Origin of the sequence: Sulfolobus sp. E5-1-F, from assembly GCF_009601705.1 — an archaeon.
GTDB lineage: Archaea > Thermoproteota > Thermoprotei_A > Sulfolobales > Sulfolobaceae > Saccharolobus.
Window position 1 is genome coordinate 2,525,746 of sequence record NZ_CP045687.1, and the last position, 17,784, is coordinate 2,543,529.

Annotated in this window: 14 protein-coding genes and 5 pseudogenes; 14 read left to right on the forward strand and 5 right to left on the reverse strand. The window is 35.2% G+C overall.

The window, feature by feature from the left end; translation table 11 throughout:
• Positions 1 to 204: 204 nt before the first annotated feature.
• Genes GFS03_RS13695 through GFS03_RS13215 form a run of 6 tightly spaced genes read left to right on the forward strand, consistent with a single transcriptional unit; the run spans position 205 to position 5,059 of the window.
• Positions 205 to 867: an ABC transporter substrate-binding protein gene (locus tag GFS03_RS13695; RefSeq protein ID WP_256365643.1), complete on the forward strand. Its 663-nt coding sequence runs from the start codon at positions 205 to 207 to the stop codon at positions 865 to 867.
• Positions 837 to 1,610 (forward strand): hypothetical protein, encoded by a 774-nt coding sequence (locus GFS03_RS13700; RefSeq protein WP_256365644.1) that lies wholly within the window; start codon positions 837 to 839, stop codon positions 1,608 to 1,610. The genes GFS03_RS13695 and GFS03_RS13700 overlap by 31 nt, the downstream gene beginning before the upstream one ends.
• Before the next feature lie 12 nt (positions 1,611 to 1,622).
• Positions 1,623 to 2,378, forward strand: coding sequence for an ABC transporter ATP-binding protein (locus tag GFS03_RS13200; protein WP_153424510.1), 756 nt, complete (start codon positions 1,623 to 1,625; stop codon positions 2,376 to 2,378).
• Positions 2,379 to 2,384: 6 nt separating this feature from the next.
• The gene (locus GFS03_RS13205; protein ID WP_153424511.1) at positions 2,385 to 3,095 is read left to right on the forward strand and encodes an ABC transporter ATP-binding protein; all 711 of its coding nucleotides are present in this window, start codon (positions 2,385 to 2,387) and stop codon (positions 3,093 to 3,095) included.
• A gap of 6 nt (positions 3,096 to 3,101) precedes the next feature.
• Positions 3,102 to 4,022 (forward strand): branched-chain amino acid ABC transporter permease, encoded by a 921-nt coding sequence (locus GFS03_RS13210; protein WP_153424512.1) that lies wholly within the window; start codon positions 3,102 to 3,104, stop codon positions 4,020 to 4,022.
• Positions 4,022 to 5,059, forward strand: a complete 1,038-nt coding sequence (locus GFS03_RS13215) for a branched-chain amino acid ABC transporter permease (RefSeq protein WP_153424604.1) — start codon at positions 4,022 to 4,024, stop codon at positions 5,057 to 5,059. The genes GFS03_RS13210 and GFS03_RS13215 overlap by 1 nt, the downstream gene beginning before the upstream one ends.
• A gap of 477 nt (positions 5,060 to 5,536) precedes the next feature.
• Here the strand turns inward: GFS03_RS13215 and GFS03_RS13220 are convergent, their stop codons facing one another.
• A complete protein-coding gene (locus tag GFS03_RS13220) occupies positions 5,537 to 5,920 on the reverse strand; it encodes a putative metallopeptidase (RefSeq protein WP_153424513.1) in 384 nt (127 codons plus the stop codon).
• Positions 5,917 to 6,618 carry a creatininase family protein gene (locus GFS03_RS13225; RefSeq protein WP_153424514.1) on the reverse strand — a complete coding sequence of 234 codons (702 nt, stop codon included), beginning with the start codon at positions 6,616 to 6,618 and terminating at the stop codon, positions 5,917 to 5,919. The genes GFS03_RS13220 and GFS03_RS13225 overlap by 4 nt, the downstream gene beginning before the upstream one ends.
• Before the next feature lie 421 nt (positions 6,619 to 7,039).
• Here GFS03_RS13225 and GFS03_RS13230 point away from each other — a divergent pair, with 421 nt between their 5' ends.
• The 3 genes and pseudogenes from GFS03_RS13230 to GFS03_RS13240 form a co-directional block, all read left to right on the forward strand.
• Positions 7,040 to 8,797, forward strand: a complete 1,758-nt coding sequence (locus GFS03_RS13230; protein WP_153424515.1) for an AAA family ATPase — start codon at positions 7,040 to 7,042, stop codon at positions 8,795 to 8,797.
• A gap of 206 nt (positions 8,798 to 9,003) precedes the next feature.
• Positions 9,004 to 10,632: a hypothetical protein gene (locus GFS03_RS13235; protein WP_153424516.1), complete on the forward strand. Its 1,629-nt coding sequence runs from the start codon at positions 9,004 to 9,006 to the stop codon at positions 10,630 to 10,632.
• A 329-nt stretch (positions 10,633 to 10,961) separates the two neighbouring features.
• Positions 10,962 to 11,668, forward strand: a pseudogene (locus GFS03_RS13240) (mechanosensitive ion channel domain-containing protein); the annotation flags it as partial.
• 21 nt (positions 11,669 to 11,689) lie between these two features.
• Here the strand turns inward: GFS03_RS13240 and GFS03_RS13245 are convergent.
• Positions 11,690 to 12,742, reverse strand: coding sequence for an ISNCY family transposase (locus GFS03_RS13245; RefSeq protein WP_153421922.1), 1,053 nt, complete (start codon positions 12,740 to 12,742; stop codon positions 11,690 to 11,692).
• A 76-nt stretch (positions 12,743 to 12,818) separates the two neighbouring features.
• On the opposite strand from GFS03_RS13245, the pseudogene GFS03_RS13250 reads away from it, so the two are divergent.
• A pseudogene (locus GFS03_RS13250) lies at positions 12,819 to 12,989 on the forward strand (mechanosensitive ion channel family protein); the annotation flags it as partial.
• A gap of 100 nt (positions 12,990 to 13,089) precedes the next feature.
• On the forward strand, positions 13,090 to 13,503 hold the full coding sequence (locus GFS03_RS13255) for an STK_08120 family protein (RefSeq protein ID WP_153421923.1): 414 nt from the start codon (positions 13,090 to 13,092) through the stop codon (positions 13,501 to 13,503).
• Between the two features lie 7 nt (positions 13,504 to 13,510).
• On the opposite strand, the gene GFS03_RS13260 is transcribed toward GFS03_RS13255, so the two are convergent.
• Both GFS03_RS13260 and GFS03_RS13265 read right to left on the reverse strand, forming a co-directional pair.
• On the reverse strand, positions 13,511 to 13,831 hold the full coding sequence (locus tag GFS03_RS13260; protein ID WP_153421924.1) for a DUF4364 family protein: 321 nt from the start codon (positions 13,829 to 13,831) through the stop codon (positions 13,511 to 13,513).
• 177 nt (positions 13,832 to 14,008) lie between these two features.
• Positions 14,009 to 15,028, reverse strand: a pseudogene (locus GFS03_RS13265) (potassium channel family protein).
• Positions 15,029 to 15,111: 83 nt separating this feature from the next.
• Here GFS03_RS13265 and GFS03_RS13410 point away from each other — a divergent pair.
• The 3 genes and pseudogenes from GFS03_RS13410 to GFS03_RS13275 all read left to right on the forward strand — a co-directional run.
• Positions 15,112 to 15,723 (forward strand): annotated as a pseudogene (locus GFS03_RS13410) (molybdopterin-dependent oxidoreductase); the annotation flags it as partial.
• A 3-nt stretch (positions 15,724 to 15,726) separates the two neighbouring features.
• Positions 15,727 to 16,203, forward strand: coding sequence for a hypothetical protein (locus GFS03_RS13415; protein ID WP_153421926.1), 477 nt, complete (start codon positions 15,727 to 15,729; stop codon positions 16,201 to 16,203).
• A gap of 282 nt (positions 16,204 to 16,485) precedes the next feature.
• A pseudogene (locus tag GFS03_RS13275) lies at positions 16,486 to 17,784 on the forward strand (molybdopterin-dependent oxidoreductase); the annotation flags it as partial.

A 17,784-nucleotide genomic window follows, 5' to 3' on the forward strand; every position in this document is an offset into this window, starting at 1 on the left:
CTTGTTTAATATACTTGTTCCCGAATATAAACTTTAGAGTTTAAGTTTAAACAGATATTACCGCCTCAAACCAGCTATTTTTATCCCTAAGACGCCATTTAACGCTTTATTTTAAGCCTTTTATATATTTAGATTAATCAGTTTGCAGTTAAACAGCTAATATAGTAAAATTTTTATACCGTTCTAACGTTACCTTTAAGTAGTATGAAAGATAAATATAGAAGAGCAATATCGACAACCAACGCAATAATAATAGCAGTTGTAGTAATAATATTGATAGTAGTAGGTGTAGTAGCATATTTTCAGCAGATGGGAAGTCATGTCCCTACACCAAGTTCTTCTACGACTAGCCAATCCTCTGTATCCTCAACCTCTCAATCTCAAAGTACCACACAACAAGTTATTAAAATTGGGGCTCTATTGCCACTTACGGGTCAACTATCTTCAGTTGGAGCTGAGGCACAACAAGTTTTAATGTACGCACAAGATCAAGCCAATTCTCTTCTTAAACAATTAGGTGTGAATATGCAAGTACAAGTGGTAATAGAGGATACGGCAACTAATCCACAGACTGCCCTTTCTGATTTGCAGACTTTATACTCCCAAGGAGTTAAGCTAGTAATTGGACCATTTTCAAGTGGTGAATTGAGGCAAATAATGTCTTATGCTGAAAGTAATGGCATAATGCTCTTCTCCCCATCATCAACTTCTCCTGCGTTAGCAACACCAGATAGGATTAACGGAACTATATTTAGGGATGTACCTAATGATACCTATCAAGGGGCCGTAATAGCAAACATAATGTATCAGCAAGGTATTAGGGCAATAGCAGTAATATGGAGGGGGATACTTATGGTGATGGATTAGTAAGTGTGGTAAATAAGACATTTACCGCATTGGGTGGAAAAGTAATGCTTGTGGCCAGATATGATCCCTCTACTACAGATTTCTCCAGTTATGTAAGTACGCTAGCAAATACTATTACTCAATTAATTAATCAGTATGGTAAAGATCATGTAGCTGTTTACGATGTATCTTTTGAAGAAGGAGCTAGTATACTTCAGTTAGCAAGCCAATATCCACAACTAACAGAGGTTAAATGGTATGGTTCAGATGGTACTGCTGGTGTGGGATCAATAGTGCAGAATCCAGTAGCTGCCCAAGTTGCTGTTGAAACATTGTTCTTAAATCCTATTGCAGCACCAGCCCACACGGTATTCTATGATCAATTAACACAACACTTCAATAAAACACTTCAAGCTTATTCCTATATAACATATGACATATTCTGGATATACTTTTACAGTGTATTGAAAGTAGGAAGTGATAATGTAGCTGCTATTAAATCAATTTTACCGAAAGTAGCTGCTAAGTTCTATGGCGCGTCTGGATATCACTTGTTTGACAAATATGGTGATAGAGTATCTGGTGTATATCAATTGCAGATAGTAAATAAGACAGCTTCTGGTTACGAATGGACTATCTACGGTGTTTATGATGTTACTACACATACGTTAACCATAGGATTTCCACCAGCTGCACAACCCCCACAAGGATATCTATATCCAGATGATCCGCAAGCTCTGTCTAAGTTAAGTAGTATAAGTTAATATATAAGGGGTGTGTATTTTTTGTCTCTTCTTAAATTGGATTCCGTTTCTAAGTATTTTGGAGGTATTAGGGCTTTGGATAATGTAACATTGGAGGTCGAACATTCCAAATTCACTTTACTTATTGGACCTAACGGAAGTGGAAAGTCGACTTTAATTAACGTCGTGACTGGCGTTTATAAGCCAGATTTTGGAAGTATTTTTCTTGAAAAAACAAATATAACTGGAAAGAAACCTCACGAGATGTATAAATTAGGTATTATTAGGACTTTTCAAAACCCCCAGATTTTTCCTAACTTATCAGTTTTAGATAACGTAATATTAGGCGTATCCCCAATAAGGGGTGAATCAATATTTAAATCTCTATTTAGACCGTTTTGGATTAAGGAAGAGGAAGAATTGGCCGATAAGGCATATAACATCTTAAAGATCGTGAAACTTGATAGGTTATGGGATAGACCAGCAAGGGAGTTGAGTGGAGGACAGTTGAAGTTACTGGAAATTGCGAGAGCGCTAATGACCAAGCCTAAGCTTTTGATTATGGATGAGCCATTAGCTGGAGTGACCCCTCAATTGGCAAAGGAACTCTTGAATATTCTTACGGATCTAAAGAAGAATATAGGTATTTTTGTTGTAGAGCACAGACTAGATATAGTGGCTAATTATGCTGATTACGTTTATGCCATGTTCATGGGTAAAGTAATAGCTAAAGGCTCAGTTAACGATGTACTTAATAATCCCACTGTAATAGACGCATATCTAGGGTGACATTAGATGTTAGAGACGGTTAAACTTAATGCTGGTTATGGAAAATTACAGATCTTATTCGACGTGGATTTTATTGCAAACAGGGAGCAGATCGTAACTATAGTTGGACCAAATGGAAGTGGAAAGTCCACATTTCTTAAGACTCTAATAGGTTTAACGAATGTATTATCAGGAAAAATATTATTTGAGGGAGACGATATAACTAGGTTTCCTCCTTATAAGAGATCGAGGAAAGGATTAGTTTACGTGGCACAAATTGATAATGTCTTTAGATCGTTAACAGTAGAGGAGAATTTCAAATTAGCCTCTTATAATCTATCTGAAAGTGAATACAACGAGAGGATGGAGATAATATTCACATTATTTAGCCAAATTAAAGACATTTTAAAAAGAAAAGTGTATCAGTTAAGCGGAGGGCAAAGACAGATGGTAGCCATATCATTAGCGTTGTTAAGAAAACCTAAGATACTCCTACTTGATGAACCTACTGCACAGCTAGCTCCTAAAATCGCTAACGAGGTCTTCAAAAAGATTGTTGAGATAAGGGATTTGACTGAGGTAGGGATAATATTAGTAGAACAAAACGCTAAGAAAGCACTTGAGATAGCCGATAATGCCTATTTGTTCACAAGTGGAAGGGTTCTTTTTAGAGGTAAACCATTAGAACTTTTGTCAAATCCCGAATTAGGAAGAATCTTCTTAGGTTTAGGGGTTTAGGTCAAAATGATAGATCCTCTAATTATAAATACAATAGTTTATGGTTCAATTCTTGGCCTATCGAGTCTTTCTCTAACTTTAACTTACTTAACAACTAAGGTACCCAATTTCGCTCACGGTATCTTTCTGTTATTTGGCTCTTATATGACCTTTACCATAGCCGAGGTCTTAAAACAGAATCCATATTTCTCATTACCTATTGCCTTCTTATTAGGTGGGGCAATAGCATTAATCCAATACTATGGAGTATTGCTACCCTTAAGTATGAGAGGGGGTGGTTTAGTGTCGCAAATGGTTGCTACTCTAGCCTTTTCAATATTACTATATGGAGGACTAAACGCATATGCAAGCTATCTTGGCTACGTATATAATGTACAATCTAGGGATGTAACACTAGGATTCCTAGATTACCAAATAGGAGGAGGGATTAGAGCAGTTTTCCTAGTTTCCATCATTTTAACAATAGCGTTTATACTCTCACTTTACCTCTTTTTGAATAAGACTAGATTAGGTATATCCATTAGAGCCACAGTTGAAAACTCCTCATTAGCTGAAAGCATGGGTATAAACACGAAACTTGTTAAGGCAATTTCTTGGTTTTTGGCTGGAGGTATAGCAAGTGCTGCTGGCTCCTTATATCCTTTACAATTCGTATTTTCACCCACGCTAGCGTACACAATATTATTGAGCATATTCGCAGCAAGCGTACTGGGAGGTTTAATGAGCCTATTTGGTGGGTTTATAGGTGGGTTTATAGAAGGGTTCATTGAGAAATACGTAATGGCTGAATTATCGATATATTTATCTCCAGTTATAGGAGTAAGTCCTTTTGTTATTAACCAATACTCAACATTAGTACCACTCATAGTAGTTGCAGTAGTACTATTAATAGCGCCAAATGGAATTATGGGAATGAGGGTGAAATGATGGCAGTAGATATTTCCTCTCTTATTTTAGCCATAATCCTTGACTTCTCAGTATACTTAATGGTTGTAATATCGTTAAATGTAGAAATAGGATTAACTGGAGTTCCAAATTTTGGTAGAGTCCTAGCGTATGCTGGAGGAGCTTTTATAGCTGGAGCAATACCAGGGAGGATTTTACAATTAATATATGGACTTCACGGTGATTATATCCTTAATAATCCCTCTATAGTAGCAGAGATAAACGATAAATTGTTTGAACAACCATTAATGGCTCTTGCAATTTTAATTCTTACCTTAATCCTAGCTGGGATAGTTGGAGCTGTCTTGGGCTATATTTCATCTTATCCTGCCTTAAGATTAAGAGAGGACTACTTGGGAATACTATTATTGGTAGCTGGGACTTCACTAGTAATAATAGGGATTACTTACCCACCAATAGTTGGAGGTACAGTAGGTGTTCAAGTTCCCGCTGTATTTAACGCACTTCTAGGTCAAGGATCTAGTTTATATTACAAGATATCAATAGTGCTGTTAGCGTTCTCATTAGTGATGCTTCTTCTATTCAACTTAATATCGAACTCCCCAATGGGAAGAGTGCTTAGAGCTGTCAGAGAAAATGAGGATCTAGTAGAAGTTCTAGGTAGAGATATAGGTGTGATTAGAGGTAAGGCAATGGCATTAGGAGGATTTCTAGCCGGTGTAGCTGGATCGCTCTACGCTTTTTATATAGGCTCAGTTTTTGCAAGCGCATTCGATAATTTAACGTGGTCGTTTAACCCATATTTAATGTTAGTATTAGGAGGTGCAGGGACTTCAATAGGCGCAATGCTAGGAGCTCTAATCTATTCCACATTATATCACATTATCGATCTATACAAACAAACAATAGGGTATTATCTGCATTTCGATGCAGTATGGTTACAATATATGCTATTTGGACTTATACTAACAATAATCCTTATAATAAGACCTCAAGGTATTATGGTAGAAAAAGCCAAGCCATTAGTAAGACCTAAAGTTAAGGACAAGGAAACCTAACTGGTTAAAGAGATATTTTTTCTTGTCATAAATTATCTGATACTATCATAAAATGCTTAAGGAGGTTTCTATAGATTAGGAAGTCCGAGGAAAATTAAGATAATTTAATGCGAGACCTACTTTGTACCGTAAAAAAGGAGGGGCTTTCAGTTGTAAAGGAAGAGGATTAGGAACAATAGTCTGATTCTAAAAATATAAAAGCTTTATTCCATGGTATAAAATAATACTATTTAACGTTAACCTTAAAGACTTGCTTCCAAGGTTAATAATATATTGTAATTCTTACATTACTTTTTTTGTATAAGCATGAGATGTAGAGTACATAACAAAGCTTATTTCATTAATAATGAAAATTTATAAGATAGCAAGTAAAACATAACATTTATGTGTTATGAAAAATATGAGAAAGCTATGATACAGCAAAGGAAGGCTAAAAAACAGAGAGTGATTGAAACTATCCCAGTAAGGTGAGCTAGGTTAACTACCTTTTTCTTTTAATTTAATATATTTTTTATATAGCTTATTAACTTCTTTACTATTCACCTTCCTTCCATGAGCTCTTAACCCACCACTAAACTTGTATGGGATATGAAGTATTTCGTGAATCATTACTTTAATTCTATCCTCATTAGACAACCTACTAAATCTATCTGAAACTAGTTCTATTACGTAGAGGGGTTCTAAATTAAAAGTTTCAAGTACAATTTTGGGAACTGCCCAAATTCTAGCTATTGCCTTAGATTTAGCTCCATAAGAATACACAACTCTTACCCTATCTAAATTAATATAGTCTAACCCGAGAACAGTAACGATGTCTCTTAATAAATTTTCACCGTCTCTTGACCTAACATACTTTATCATACCTTAAAGTTCAATATTAACCATATTAATTTATCTACAGTTTCATTTAAGATCTTCTTTCCAAGTTCTTCATCAATTCGAATCGGTTTGCCGTCATTCAATACTCCGAACTTATTAGCCTCAATTGCTGAATAAAGTACAAATACGTTATCTTTAACCTCATAACTTCTTATGTCTTCTATTTTATTTAACCTCACCATTGTTTTATCTATTGCGTATATTTTTGATGTCTCTATGGTACCCGCATGAAGGTCGTTTACGTTAAATCGAAGTTTCTCCTCTTCACTGAATGTATTAAAAATTATTACCTTAGCATCGTTATGTTTCATATTAAATTCCCTTTGAACTAGTGGAAGGAAATAGGAATTTCCGCCATGCCCATTAACTACGATTATCCTCCTTAATCCTAGATCCTTGAAAATGCTTTCTAGTAAGTCATTAAAGAACGAAATTGTGGTTTGAAAGGATAATGAGACGAAAGGAAAACCTTTGTGTTCTAAAGATACGCCATAATAAACGGTGGGGAAGAGTAAAACCCTATCCTTTAATTTTTCCTCAGCTTTAGAAGCTACATATTCCGAGATTATACTATCAGTACCCATTGGTAAATGAGGACCATGTTGTTCGATGCTTCCAACCGGCACTAAACCCACTAGATCACTCCTTATCTCATCCCTTGTTATTTCTATTAATTTCATGTGATAGAATTCCCCGTTGAAGAAAAATAATTTACTTAATAGATTGTTTAGCCTTAGACGAGAAAATACTCTTGACAAGTGAATGTTAGATTAAGAGAATATGTGATGAAACAAAACTCGGTGAGAGAATTGAATTAGTTCACCTCAAATTGGAGAGTTGTGACGTTGTCCTCAATAAAGCCTTCATATGGTTAATGCAAAACTTATGAACCCACACTAAAGGTTAACCTCAATCACGGTATTGAAAACTTGTAAAGGAATCGTAGGTGAACAAACGTAGGATAAACTAACTATGGGACCTATTCTTGATAACTTAGACATCCCACTGATTTTCCCTCTATTAGTCTAACTTCTTTTTTATAATGTGAGAAAATCTTGGATCATATAAAGATAAAAGGTTTGAGAGGAAAAATTAAAATGTATGTCGACAGTGTCTTCTAATAACTCTAGTATACTGATAGGATTGAGCAGTAATACTATTCAGTTGATCTTGGAGATAATACTAACAATACTATTTTTCCTTGTTCCACTAATTTTCTGGGTTTATTTCTCTAGGAGGATGATGATAGGAAATACTACTAAAAATAGAAGACCTAAAGTTTATATTCCTAATATTAGATGGGATGAAATATATGATTTAAAAGATGTTAAAATAAGATTGGAAGAATTAGCTAAAATGGTTCAAGAGGGAAGGGCATACGGAGTAATACTCTTTGGTCCACCTGGAACTGGTAAAACAACAATTGCGAAGGCTCTAGCAAATAAATTAGGCTGGGCTTTCTTTGAGTTGAGACCAAGCAAAATATTAAGTAAGTGGTATGGTGAGAGTGAACTATTGTTAGATAGTTTCTTCGATCAAGTAGAAATGAACACACCAGCTGTTGTGTTTATAGACGAATTGGATAGCCTAGCTATGAGTAGGCAGAGTGATCTGCATGAAGTTACTCATAGGTTAGTAAATATAATGTTAATGAGACTTCAAGATTTACACGATAAGAGCTTAAGGGTGTTAATAATCGGAGCGACAAATGTACCTCAAGAAATTGATGAAGCGTTTTTAAGACCAGGGAGATTTGACGAAGTAATCTACGTGGCTTTACCAGATGAGAAAAGTAGAGAGGAAATATGGAGGGGTTACATAAAGAGGGAAGACGTAAATTATTCCCTATTGGCTAAAAAGAGTGAAAGATTTTCTCCTGCAGATATTAAGAACGTTGTTGATAAGGTTATGAGTAAGAATAATAGTCCAAAAACTGAAGACTTTCTAAGAGAAATTGAGAATTACAAACCATCTATTCAACTTTCAACTATAATTAAATTTGAAAATATTGCTAGAAAATATGAAAGGAATAAACTAATAATAAAGACGTATGGTGTTCCTAACATTTCTTGGAATGATTTAGGAGATTTAGAGGAGGTTAAGAGGATAATAAGGGAGTCAATAGTATTACCCATAACCAATAAGGAGTTTGCCGAGAAATTGGGAATATATCCGGTTAAAGGCATACTCCTATATGGCCCACCTGGGACTGGAAAAACTAGTATTGCTAAGGCCCTAGCTAATGACTTGAGGTTTAATTTCATAGAACTGTCTGGAGAGGAGGTAAGTAGTGCTGGTCCTCTAGATGCCCCAAAGATTATAGCTGAGAAATTCTATATTGCCCTAGATAACGCACCGGCAATTATATTCATTGATGAGATAGATATGATAGCGAGGAATAGAATGGCTAATGAATGGAGAAATGCCTTAACGGAATTATTAAGGCAAATGGATGGTTTAAGGGAAATCCATAACGTAATAGTGGTTGGTGCTACTAACAGACCTTGGGACTTAGACCCAGCAATATTGAGGGCTGGCAGATTCGATAAGATAATTTACATCCCTCCACCAAATAAGGAAGGAAGGGAAAAAGTATTAGAGGTGCTTATAAGAGATCTAACTGTAAGTAGAGATGTTATTTCAAAGGTTGCTGAACTTACCGAGAATTATACTCCAGCAGATTTAAAACTAGTTGTGGAGGAAGTAAAGAGGAATTTACTAAGAGAGGCGTCAATTAACGGTAATTTAAGAACTGAAGTAAAGTTAGAGGATTTCATGGATGTGTTAAAGAGAGTAAAGGCGAGCTTAGATAGACAGACATTAATGATGTATGAGAAGTTTGGATTTGAAAGAAGATAAGCTTGGGGAAAAAGTTTAATCCTAATGCGATTAAGATAATAGCGTGCAGAACTGGATCAAAGGACTTATTGGTTTCTCTCTATTTTTACTTATACTCGAGGCTATGCTTCTGTATAGTATTAAATTGGTCTCATATCCTTTTCTTCTCTACTCGTCCCTTGTATATTTCTTCGTTTTACTATTAGCTCTGTATCTCGGTGATTTCAATGCACCTAAAAGGACTAATAAAAAGAGATGATATAATTTACGTATCAGTTTTTGTAATAATATTTTTAATAGCGCTGAGGAATTATATACTATCTCCTCCTTACACACTGGGAGATACTACAATACTTCCACCTACAAATCCTGGGTTATATACGCCATCAGCTACGATAGAATACTATTTATCCCTCTTGATGGGTAACAACAACCTCATAAAAACGTTGAACTTCCTCGCTTTCATAATAGGGCCAATTTCTATTTACTTTACGTTAGGAAAGAAAGGCGATTTATTTAAAAGACTAATCTTACCTTTGATCTTTACATTAAACCCTATTGCAATTTCAATATTTTATGCTGGAGATGGTGAAAGTATACTTTTAGTCTACTCGTTACAACCACTAGTGTACTATCTTACATACAAAATTCTAAACGACGCAAAGGATAGATTGAAATATTTCATTTATTTGAGTATTGTAGAGGTAATTGGCCAGATCTTCTTCTTTCAAATGTTTCTCTTCTCCTTCTTTTTTCAATTACCCTTTATCTTACTATCAATTAGAGAGAAAAAATATTCGTTTTTAATCTACCCTATTCTGGCTGATCTACTGGGATTTCTATCAGAACTATCTTGGGAAATTTACTTATACATAGGCGTTGTCCCTAGCGTATTAGTTTCCCCATCAAATACTCTAGTAAGATTAGGATTAGCCTATTATTCTACAATAGTGTCAGCTCTTCTATTCGCTATTGTAATAATTACCGCTTTTACATATAAAAATAAATACGCTTTGGCCACAATTTCCTCACTAGGATTTCTACTTGTAATTTATTCTATTTTGCAGAACTTTCAATTCAATATTCCAATCATTTCTGCATTGCTTGCTGCTATAACAACATTCCAAACTAAGGTATACCTACTAAGTTTCGGTCTTCTGGATATAAGTTTGTTTTATCTAAAAAGAACTAAGGAGCTCATAATACCTTTACTCTCGTTGATATTAATAGTTCTTCTTACAAATACTGGAGGTTTGCAAGCAACAACTTATTCGATCTTCTCCTTTAGCCCACAAGCAGTACCTACTTGGTATTATCAACTTTATGATTACTTAGCTCAAAATAATCCGAGTAATGTTTACTCTTTAGCAACTCAGTATCAATACTTACAATATTTGCCGGGATTTAGTGGCTTCGTTTATGATCCTAGCTTTATCCATAATCTAACTAGCCCGTTTTATGGAATGAAATATCTTCTTTCAACATCGCAGATAAATTACACCGGAATAAGACTGGTGAAAACATTTGGTCCAATTCTAGTATACTACAACGAGAATTATACCGGGTTAGTACATTACTTAAATGGAAGTCCAGTTAGCAATTACAGTATTTCCAGTGACGAGATCAGAATCTTTGGTGATAAGTCACCTTACGTAGTCTCATTACCGTATTCAAGATATTGGAGTAATGCTGAAAATTACAGTGGTTTTCTTGAACTTATTAGTAATATTTCCCAGAATTCTCTTATAACTTTAATACACAAATTGTTCTTTGTTAGCTTATTTTTCCTTATCTTACCTTTCATTCTGTTGATTTTTGAAAAAGGTCCCATGAAGAGTCTCATAGTCGGTCGCTGACACGACCTTCATTCTCAATCTTCATGGGATTCTATATATAGTATGGGGGTTATGCTATTTTATTTTTGTCCTAAATCTATTGTTGTAGTCCTTACAAACTATATGCAGAAAACTTCATGTGGGTGAGGTTATCAATTCATTATGTTTTTCCTTTAATGTCCTATCTTTAGGTGCCTACTCATAAATAAAACGACTGCTTACTGTACTTGGCGAGATATGGGGCTGTGAAGCAAAACTCTCTATCCTCTGAGAGTAGTTAGCTCACGTTCAATAAATCAGTTAAAATAATTCTCGCAACGCTTATTACCCATGGTTTAAAGTTTTATAGTATGGATTATAGGCCCTTCATAAAAATTCTTCTCACTCTAGTAATTTTTGCCCTTGTGGACTATGTAGTCAGTGTAATTTTGAAAGCACTAACGTTTTACTTTCCTCAAATATCCACGTATACCTCTGATGCCTTTACAGCATTAACGGTTATTATAATAGCCATAGGTGGTTTTTACATTATAAGAATTTTACAAGGTGTAATTTACAATCAATTACTAATAAAATTAGAGAAAAGTACTGCATCTAGTATAAAAGTCGCCCTCGATATCATATTTTATACAATTTTAGTTCTTGTAATACTAGCAGCATTAAAAGTAAACTTAACTGGAGTATTAGTTGGTGGGGCCGTAGGTGGTATTATAATTGGTTTAGCAGTCCAAACTATTGCGCAAAATACTATCTGGAATATTAGTGACTTCTAGTAGAACCATAAGGCTGAACGATTCCGTTTCATTAATATCATGGATATGGGGAGGCCCAATTATCGGAGAAGTAAGTAAGTAAGATATCACTACTCTTTACAGAAATTAAGACAATTAATGGAAACACTATCAAGATACCTAATTCAGCGTTTCTAGTAAATACTGTATTTCAAAAATTGGAATCTGAACACTCCTTAATATATCCTTATCAATTATTGATTAATGCAGACGTTCCAGCTAACGATCTACTTAATTTAGCTAAGGCTTATATTAATGACTCTTTTCCTAATAGTACTTTATAGATTTTATCGTAGTCTGAATAGTTTCTTATAGTCAAGGAAGTATCCATAAACGTTTTTCAAGTACCTTGAGAGAGCCTTTACACCAAGGTGGGAACCGAGCTCATACTTCAAGATGTGGAGGAAGTTCACAACTAGGCCAACAAGCTTCATGTATCCGAGGATCTTGACTACGCTCTTGAACGAACTGCTCCTAAGGCCTAGGACCTTCAAATCCCTTATCACAGTTTCAACATCCCACCTATTCTCCCAAGTCGTTATTACCTCCTCAGAGGTCATGGTTAGGTCGGTCGTGAAGAAGTACCTCCTCCCGCAACCTTTATAATTATTAACTACAATTAATTTAATAGGAACGCCGAGGTACGTGACGGAGAACTCTCCCTCGGGGAACTCGGCGACCGGCACGGATCTACCTCCCTCGGTAACCCGCGCGCTCGCCTTAAGTTCCGAAACAACACCGGGCAGAAGAGTTCTCCTGTTCACGTACCACGAATCGAACGCTATTGAACTAACGTTAAGCCTCCTCCTCACTTTCTCTATCAGCTCAATTGCGATTTCGATCTTCGTTCTGAACTGGACTGGCTTCCCTTCTTGTTTCAAGATATTCACGACTTTTTGTGGTAGGTAGATCTCGAGGTGGATCAAGTAGACCTCGTTGGTTTCCAAGTCCCTTATTGTGGCTACAAGGATTTGGTGTGCTGGGATGTAGGTTTTATCCTTCCTGGAGTAGAAGAATTGGGTCATGTGAGCTGAGACCCACGCGGCTTCAGCGTAGTATTTCTCGTTTAGTGTGTCGTCTATTGAGAGCTGGACCTTGTGTTCCCCTACTAATTCCTTCACTACTTCGATTAGATCGACCTTAGCGACCTCCTCTAACTTCCTCAAGGCGTATTCGTAGTCAATTCCAGCCGTGGTGCACTTGGTCCTCATTGATCCATCTTCGATCAGAGATGCGCCCAGTAACTTCACTAGGGATTTACTGCCTAGCGTCTTCTTCACTTTCTCTAGGTACTTCCTTACCCTTGCAAATCGTCTGTTGAAGAGACTCGTTATTTTCATTGTTTAGTCTTGGTATTATCATCCTAAAAAGTTTTTAAGGTATTTCAAATTGACGTCATTTTCAGGAAACTACTATCCTAAAATGAAAATCAGATTACCAGAAATTTACTTCACGGGAAAAAATGGAGGTACAAACGCTTTTACTATTATTTTACATTTCGATGATATAAATCAACTCAATGACATATTAAGTTTAGTAAATGAGGCATTCGATAAGGTTTACTGGGAACTTAAGAAAAAGAGTTAAATTATAGATCAAGTCTAATACTAAAATAGAAATGTATTAAAAGATTATATTATATGTTATAGTTTAAACTTTATTATACACAAAGCCACACTAATATATAATGGAATGGACAAAGATAATAAAAACCAAGCACGATATCGATATAGTAGTCAAAATAATAGCTAATCCAGAATTTTTCATACCTTTAGTTTTGCCGGTTAGGAAATTTATTCTGAGTTCTGATAAATTATATAGATGTGAAGGGGATATAGGAGGATTACCCGTTATTTTCCATGGCAGAGAATATGTTGGATCTTATACAATTACTCACGTAATTGAATTTTATAAACAACCAAACATCTCTGGAAAAATAAATATTCAAGGTATCGAGGATAAAGTAAATATTACCGTATTACTTCAGAATTTATATATTATATATTTACCGTTAAGAGTATACATATCCAATAAATTAAATGAGCTAGAGAAAATATTTGATGAGAAAATTCGACTAGAGAGAATAAAGAGAAAACTTTGACTACTTATTATTGTTTATCCACGTTGGGTTTTAAAAGTTCGATGACTTTCTCCCTAGCATAATACAAATTCTCTCTTATCTTTATAAACTCCTCAATATGTGCCCTCAACAATTTACCCTTTTCAGTTATTTCATAGAGCCTCTTTCCATTTTCAGTTTTAATGCTTAAAGCACCTGTTTTTATTAATTGATCTAAATATTTCTGAGCTACTGCATAATTTATGCCAGCGCCATATATAACCCTTGTAACACCGCATTCAGGATCGCAACTTTTCAATATATCAAGTATTATTTCCATTTCTCCTCTTTTACGCCGTTGAAGTTGCATATGATAATATATAAGTAGAAGGTTATAAATATTATCGGAAAATTTAATAACAGCGAAAATATTATAGGAATAGATTGAAATTTAGAACTCAATATTAAAACCTAACAAGAAATTATCATGATAAAATTTTTCCGATAAGTTAATGGTACTTCGATGTAAGTTTTTGGAGGAACTCTTTTAATCAGACAACTCTAGGAGTTCCCTAACCTTTTGAAAAGTCGATGGATTTCCTAGGACTATTAACTGATCTCCGGGGTTCAGTTCTGTATCCTTATTAAAATAAGGATCTATTTTGTGGTTTCTAATAATAGCTAACGGAATAACTTCATTAGGCAAATCACTAATTTTCTTCACCTTCCTAACTTCAAAGATTCCAATTATCATATCTCCAGTTCTTTCTGGAAATATTAAGCTTGCAATATTTGTTGAGAGAGCAGCACTAGCTGCTATTCTGCCTATAATGTCTTCACTCGGTATTACCAAATCTGCTCCAGCAGTCTTAAAGAGATCAGTTAATGAGTAATCATTAATTGCAACTATTACTTTTAGGGGAGGGTTAAGTTTTTGTAGCTTAAGTGTTATTAACAGAGCTTCCATATCGTTATCCATTATAACTATAGCATTTTTTGCATAACTGATACCAGCTGAAATTAAGTTATTATCGTCCTTAGGATCACCTAGGATTACTGCATCTCCTCTGATACCGTTAGCAATGTCTTTAGAACTGGTCAGCACAATGTAGTCTACACCAAATCTGTTTAGTCTCCTAACCGCGCTAAGTATTTCAGTACCGTTACCTATTAAAATAGGATGACCTTTCATATGTCTGCCTCTCCATCTGGCTTTTGCGTCATTCCATGTAGCTCTACTTATTAAGGTAGCTACAATATTCTGTATTATGCTAGTATATAACCCTACCGCAAGAATAATAGTTAACGTTAATGCTATCTTTTCGGTAGATGACATTTGGTAAATGTTAGGTGATTATAATCCTACTGTAGTTACTACATTCACTCCAGTGTATATAGCGGAAATCCAGTCTAAATGCTGATAGTTTACAAAAACTATTGCGTTAATGAGTACTGCTACACCTAACAATATAATTTGAATATAGATCCTCTTAAATACTGAATATGGTGCAACTAGATTTTCTAAGATCGGTATAACTATCCTATTCCAAACTTTATCCTTATTCACAAGTAGGATTTAATGTTATAATATTTTAAATAACCGCTTGGATTTGGGAAAATCCTTAATAGCATTGCCTCATTATTTCAGTCGTGAGGCTAACAAATAGAAGGAATTTCTTAAAATTACTCCTCATTTCCTCATCATTGTCGGTCTTGGGTAGGTTATCAATTAGTGAAATGCAACATGCTCAAAATGGTTTAACACCATTTGGTTCTTGGTATGTGGCTCAATATAGTCAAATTGTACCCGATATACTACTGAGTAACTACGTTTTAACAGTAGATGGTGAAGTCGAGAACCCAGTGCAATTAACTTATCAAGATCTACTTAACATGCCTTCAATTGAGGTTAAGGATACGCTTCAATGCGTTTCAGACCCCTACTTTCTCAGAGCAAATATCGTCTGGAAAGGAGTACCATTAAGTTATATAATCGACATGGTTAAACCTCACTCTAATGTGATAAAAATAGTTGGATATAGTGCTGATGGCTACACTGCAGATTTGCCTATAGTGAAGGCAAAGGAACCAAATGTACTAGTAGCTTACATGGCTGATGGTAAACCATTGCCACAAGTGCATGGATATCCAGTTAGGCTTGCAGTACCGGGATGGTGGGGATATACTTATATTAAATGGTTAGTTAGGCTTCACTTCACATCTAAAAACGTTTTAGGCTACTGGGAATCTCTGGGGTACCCGATTATGCGAAAAAGTAACATTGGAATGATTATCTCGGCAATAATTCCGACATTTACGTTAATCTATCAACCAGTTTGGATATTAGGACTAATGACAACTTCTATATCTTCTACTAAGGCCTTTGATCCAACCTTTAAGGATTCAATTTATAGCTCTAATTTCAGAAAAGATACTTCAATAATCCTACTAGTCTTATCAATCTTAGAGGGTATTTCGGGATTCGGTGCAGGGCCTCAAACTTCGAATATAATTAGTACATTAACCTTTAACTTGTTAAATAGAGGAAACTCTTTAGAATTGCACCTAGTTCTAATAATTCCATTAGCGCTATTCTTCATCTTACATACTGTTTCTGGATTTGGGTCATTATTGCTTTCAAGAGGTATCAAAAATCCTATATTATTCAAATACATTATCCCTATAACTTGGATAATAATGTATCTCGCAGTAGTTTATTTAGATCTATACTACTTCTTATGAACTAAATGGTCATTTTAAATAAGAAAATATCCAAAATTAGTAATAAAGATTTATATATATGCATAAAGTAATGTAGATTATGTACTCTAAAAAGAGGAAATACTATACAATACGAAGGATATCAATCTGTAATTCGAGTTATGGAATATTCAAATGTGATGATAAGGAGAGATATACCCTAATAGCGTATACTTATGTAAGTAATCTAGCGAGCTCCTTATTTTTAACTTTTGAAAATTTTAGTAACAAACTTTTTAAGAGCTCCACGAGAGATGATTTTTCGTGCCAGTAAAACTATCTATAGATAATAAAGAGAATATAGCTAATGAAGGAGAGACAATTTTATCAGTGCTAAAGAGGAATGGTATTTACATTCCCACACATATGTTACAACCAAGGACTAGTTCCTATAGAAAGCTGTGATTCTTGTTTAGTTGAGGTTAACGGGAAGCTAGCTAGAGCTTGTTCAACAATAGTCGAAGATGGAATGAGAATTTCAGTCAACTCTAAAAGAGCTATGGAAGCAAGAAAAACCGCAATCTCCAGAATACTAAGGTATCATAAGCTTTACTGTAGTATTTGTGAAAACAATAATGGTGATTGTGTTCTTCACGAAGCAGTAATAAAATTGAATATTAACTCTCAAAAGTATATAGAAAAGCCTTATCAAGTTGACGATAGTGGCCCCTTCTATGTATATGATCCATCTCAATGTTACTATGCGGAAGATGTGTTGAGGCTTGTCAAGACTTTGCGGTAAACGAGGTAATATGGATTAATTGGGATCTCAATCCCCTAGGGTTTTTGGGATAATGGCAATCCAATAGGTAACTCCTCTTGTGTAAATTGTGGTACATGCGTTACAGTTTGTCCAGTTAATGCGTTGATGGAGAAGTCAATGTTGGGAGAGGCTGGATATCTCACCTGGATTAATAAGGATTTAAAGAAAAAGGCAATAGAAGCCATAGGGAAGGCTGAGGACAACTTCAGTTTATTAATGACTTTCAGCGAGATTGAGGCTAGGGCTAGAGACTCACAAATAAAGAAGACTAAAACTGTGTGTATATATTGTGGTGTTGGATGTTCGTTTGAGATTTGGACTAAGGGTAGAAAGATAGTAAAAGTTGAGCCGAAACCGGAATCACCAGCTAATGGTATTCTAACTTGCGTGAAAGGTAAGTTTGGATGGGACTTCGTAAATAGTCCAGAGAGGATCACTAAACCATTAATAAGAAAGGGGACAAGTTCAGGGAAGCTAGTTGGGATGAGGCTATTTCATACATAGCTAAGAGGTTAAAGGAAATTAAGGAAAGATATGGTCCAGATTCCATTGGTTTCATAGCCTCAGATAAGATGAGCAATGAAGAGGCTTATCTATTGCAGAAATTGGCAAGGGCTATAATAGGCCCAATAATGTAGATAACTCAGCAAGATACTGTCAAGCTCCGGCAACAGTTGGTGGAGAACAGTGGGAATAGGTGCTGATTCTGGTACAATTAAGGATATTGAAAAGCAGACCTAATTATAATTGTTGGACACAATACCACTGAGAGCCATCCCGTGATAGGAAGTAAGGTAAAA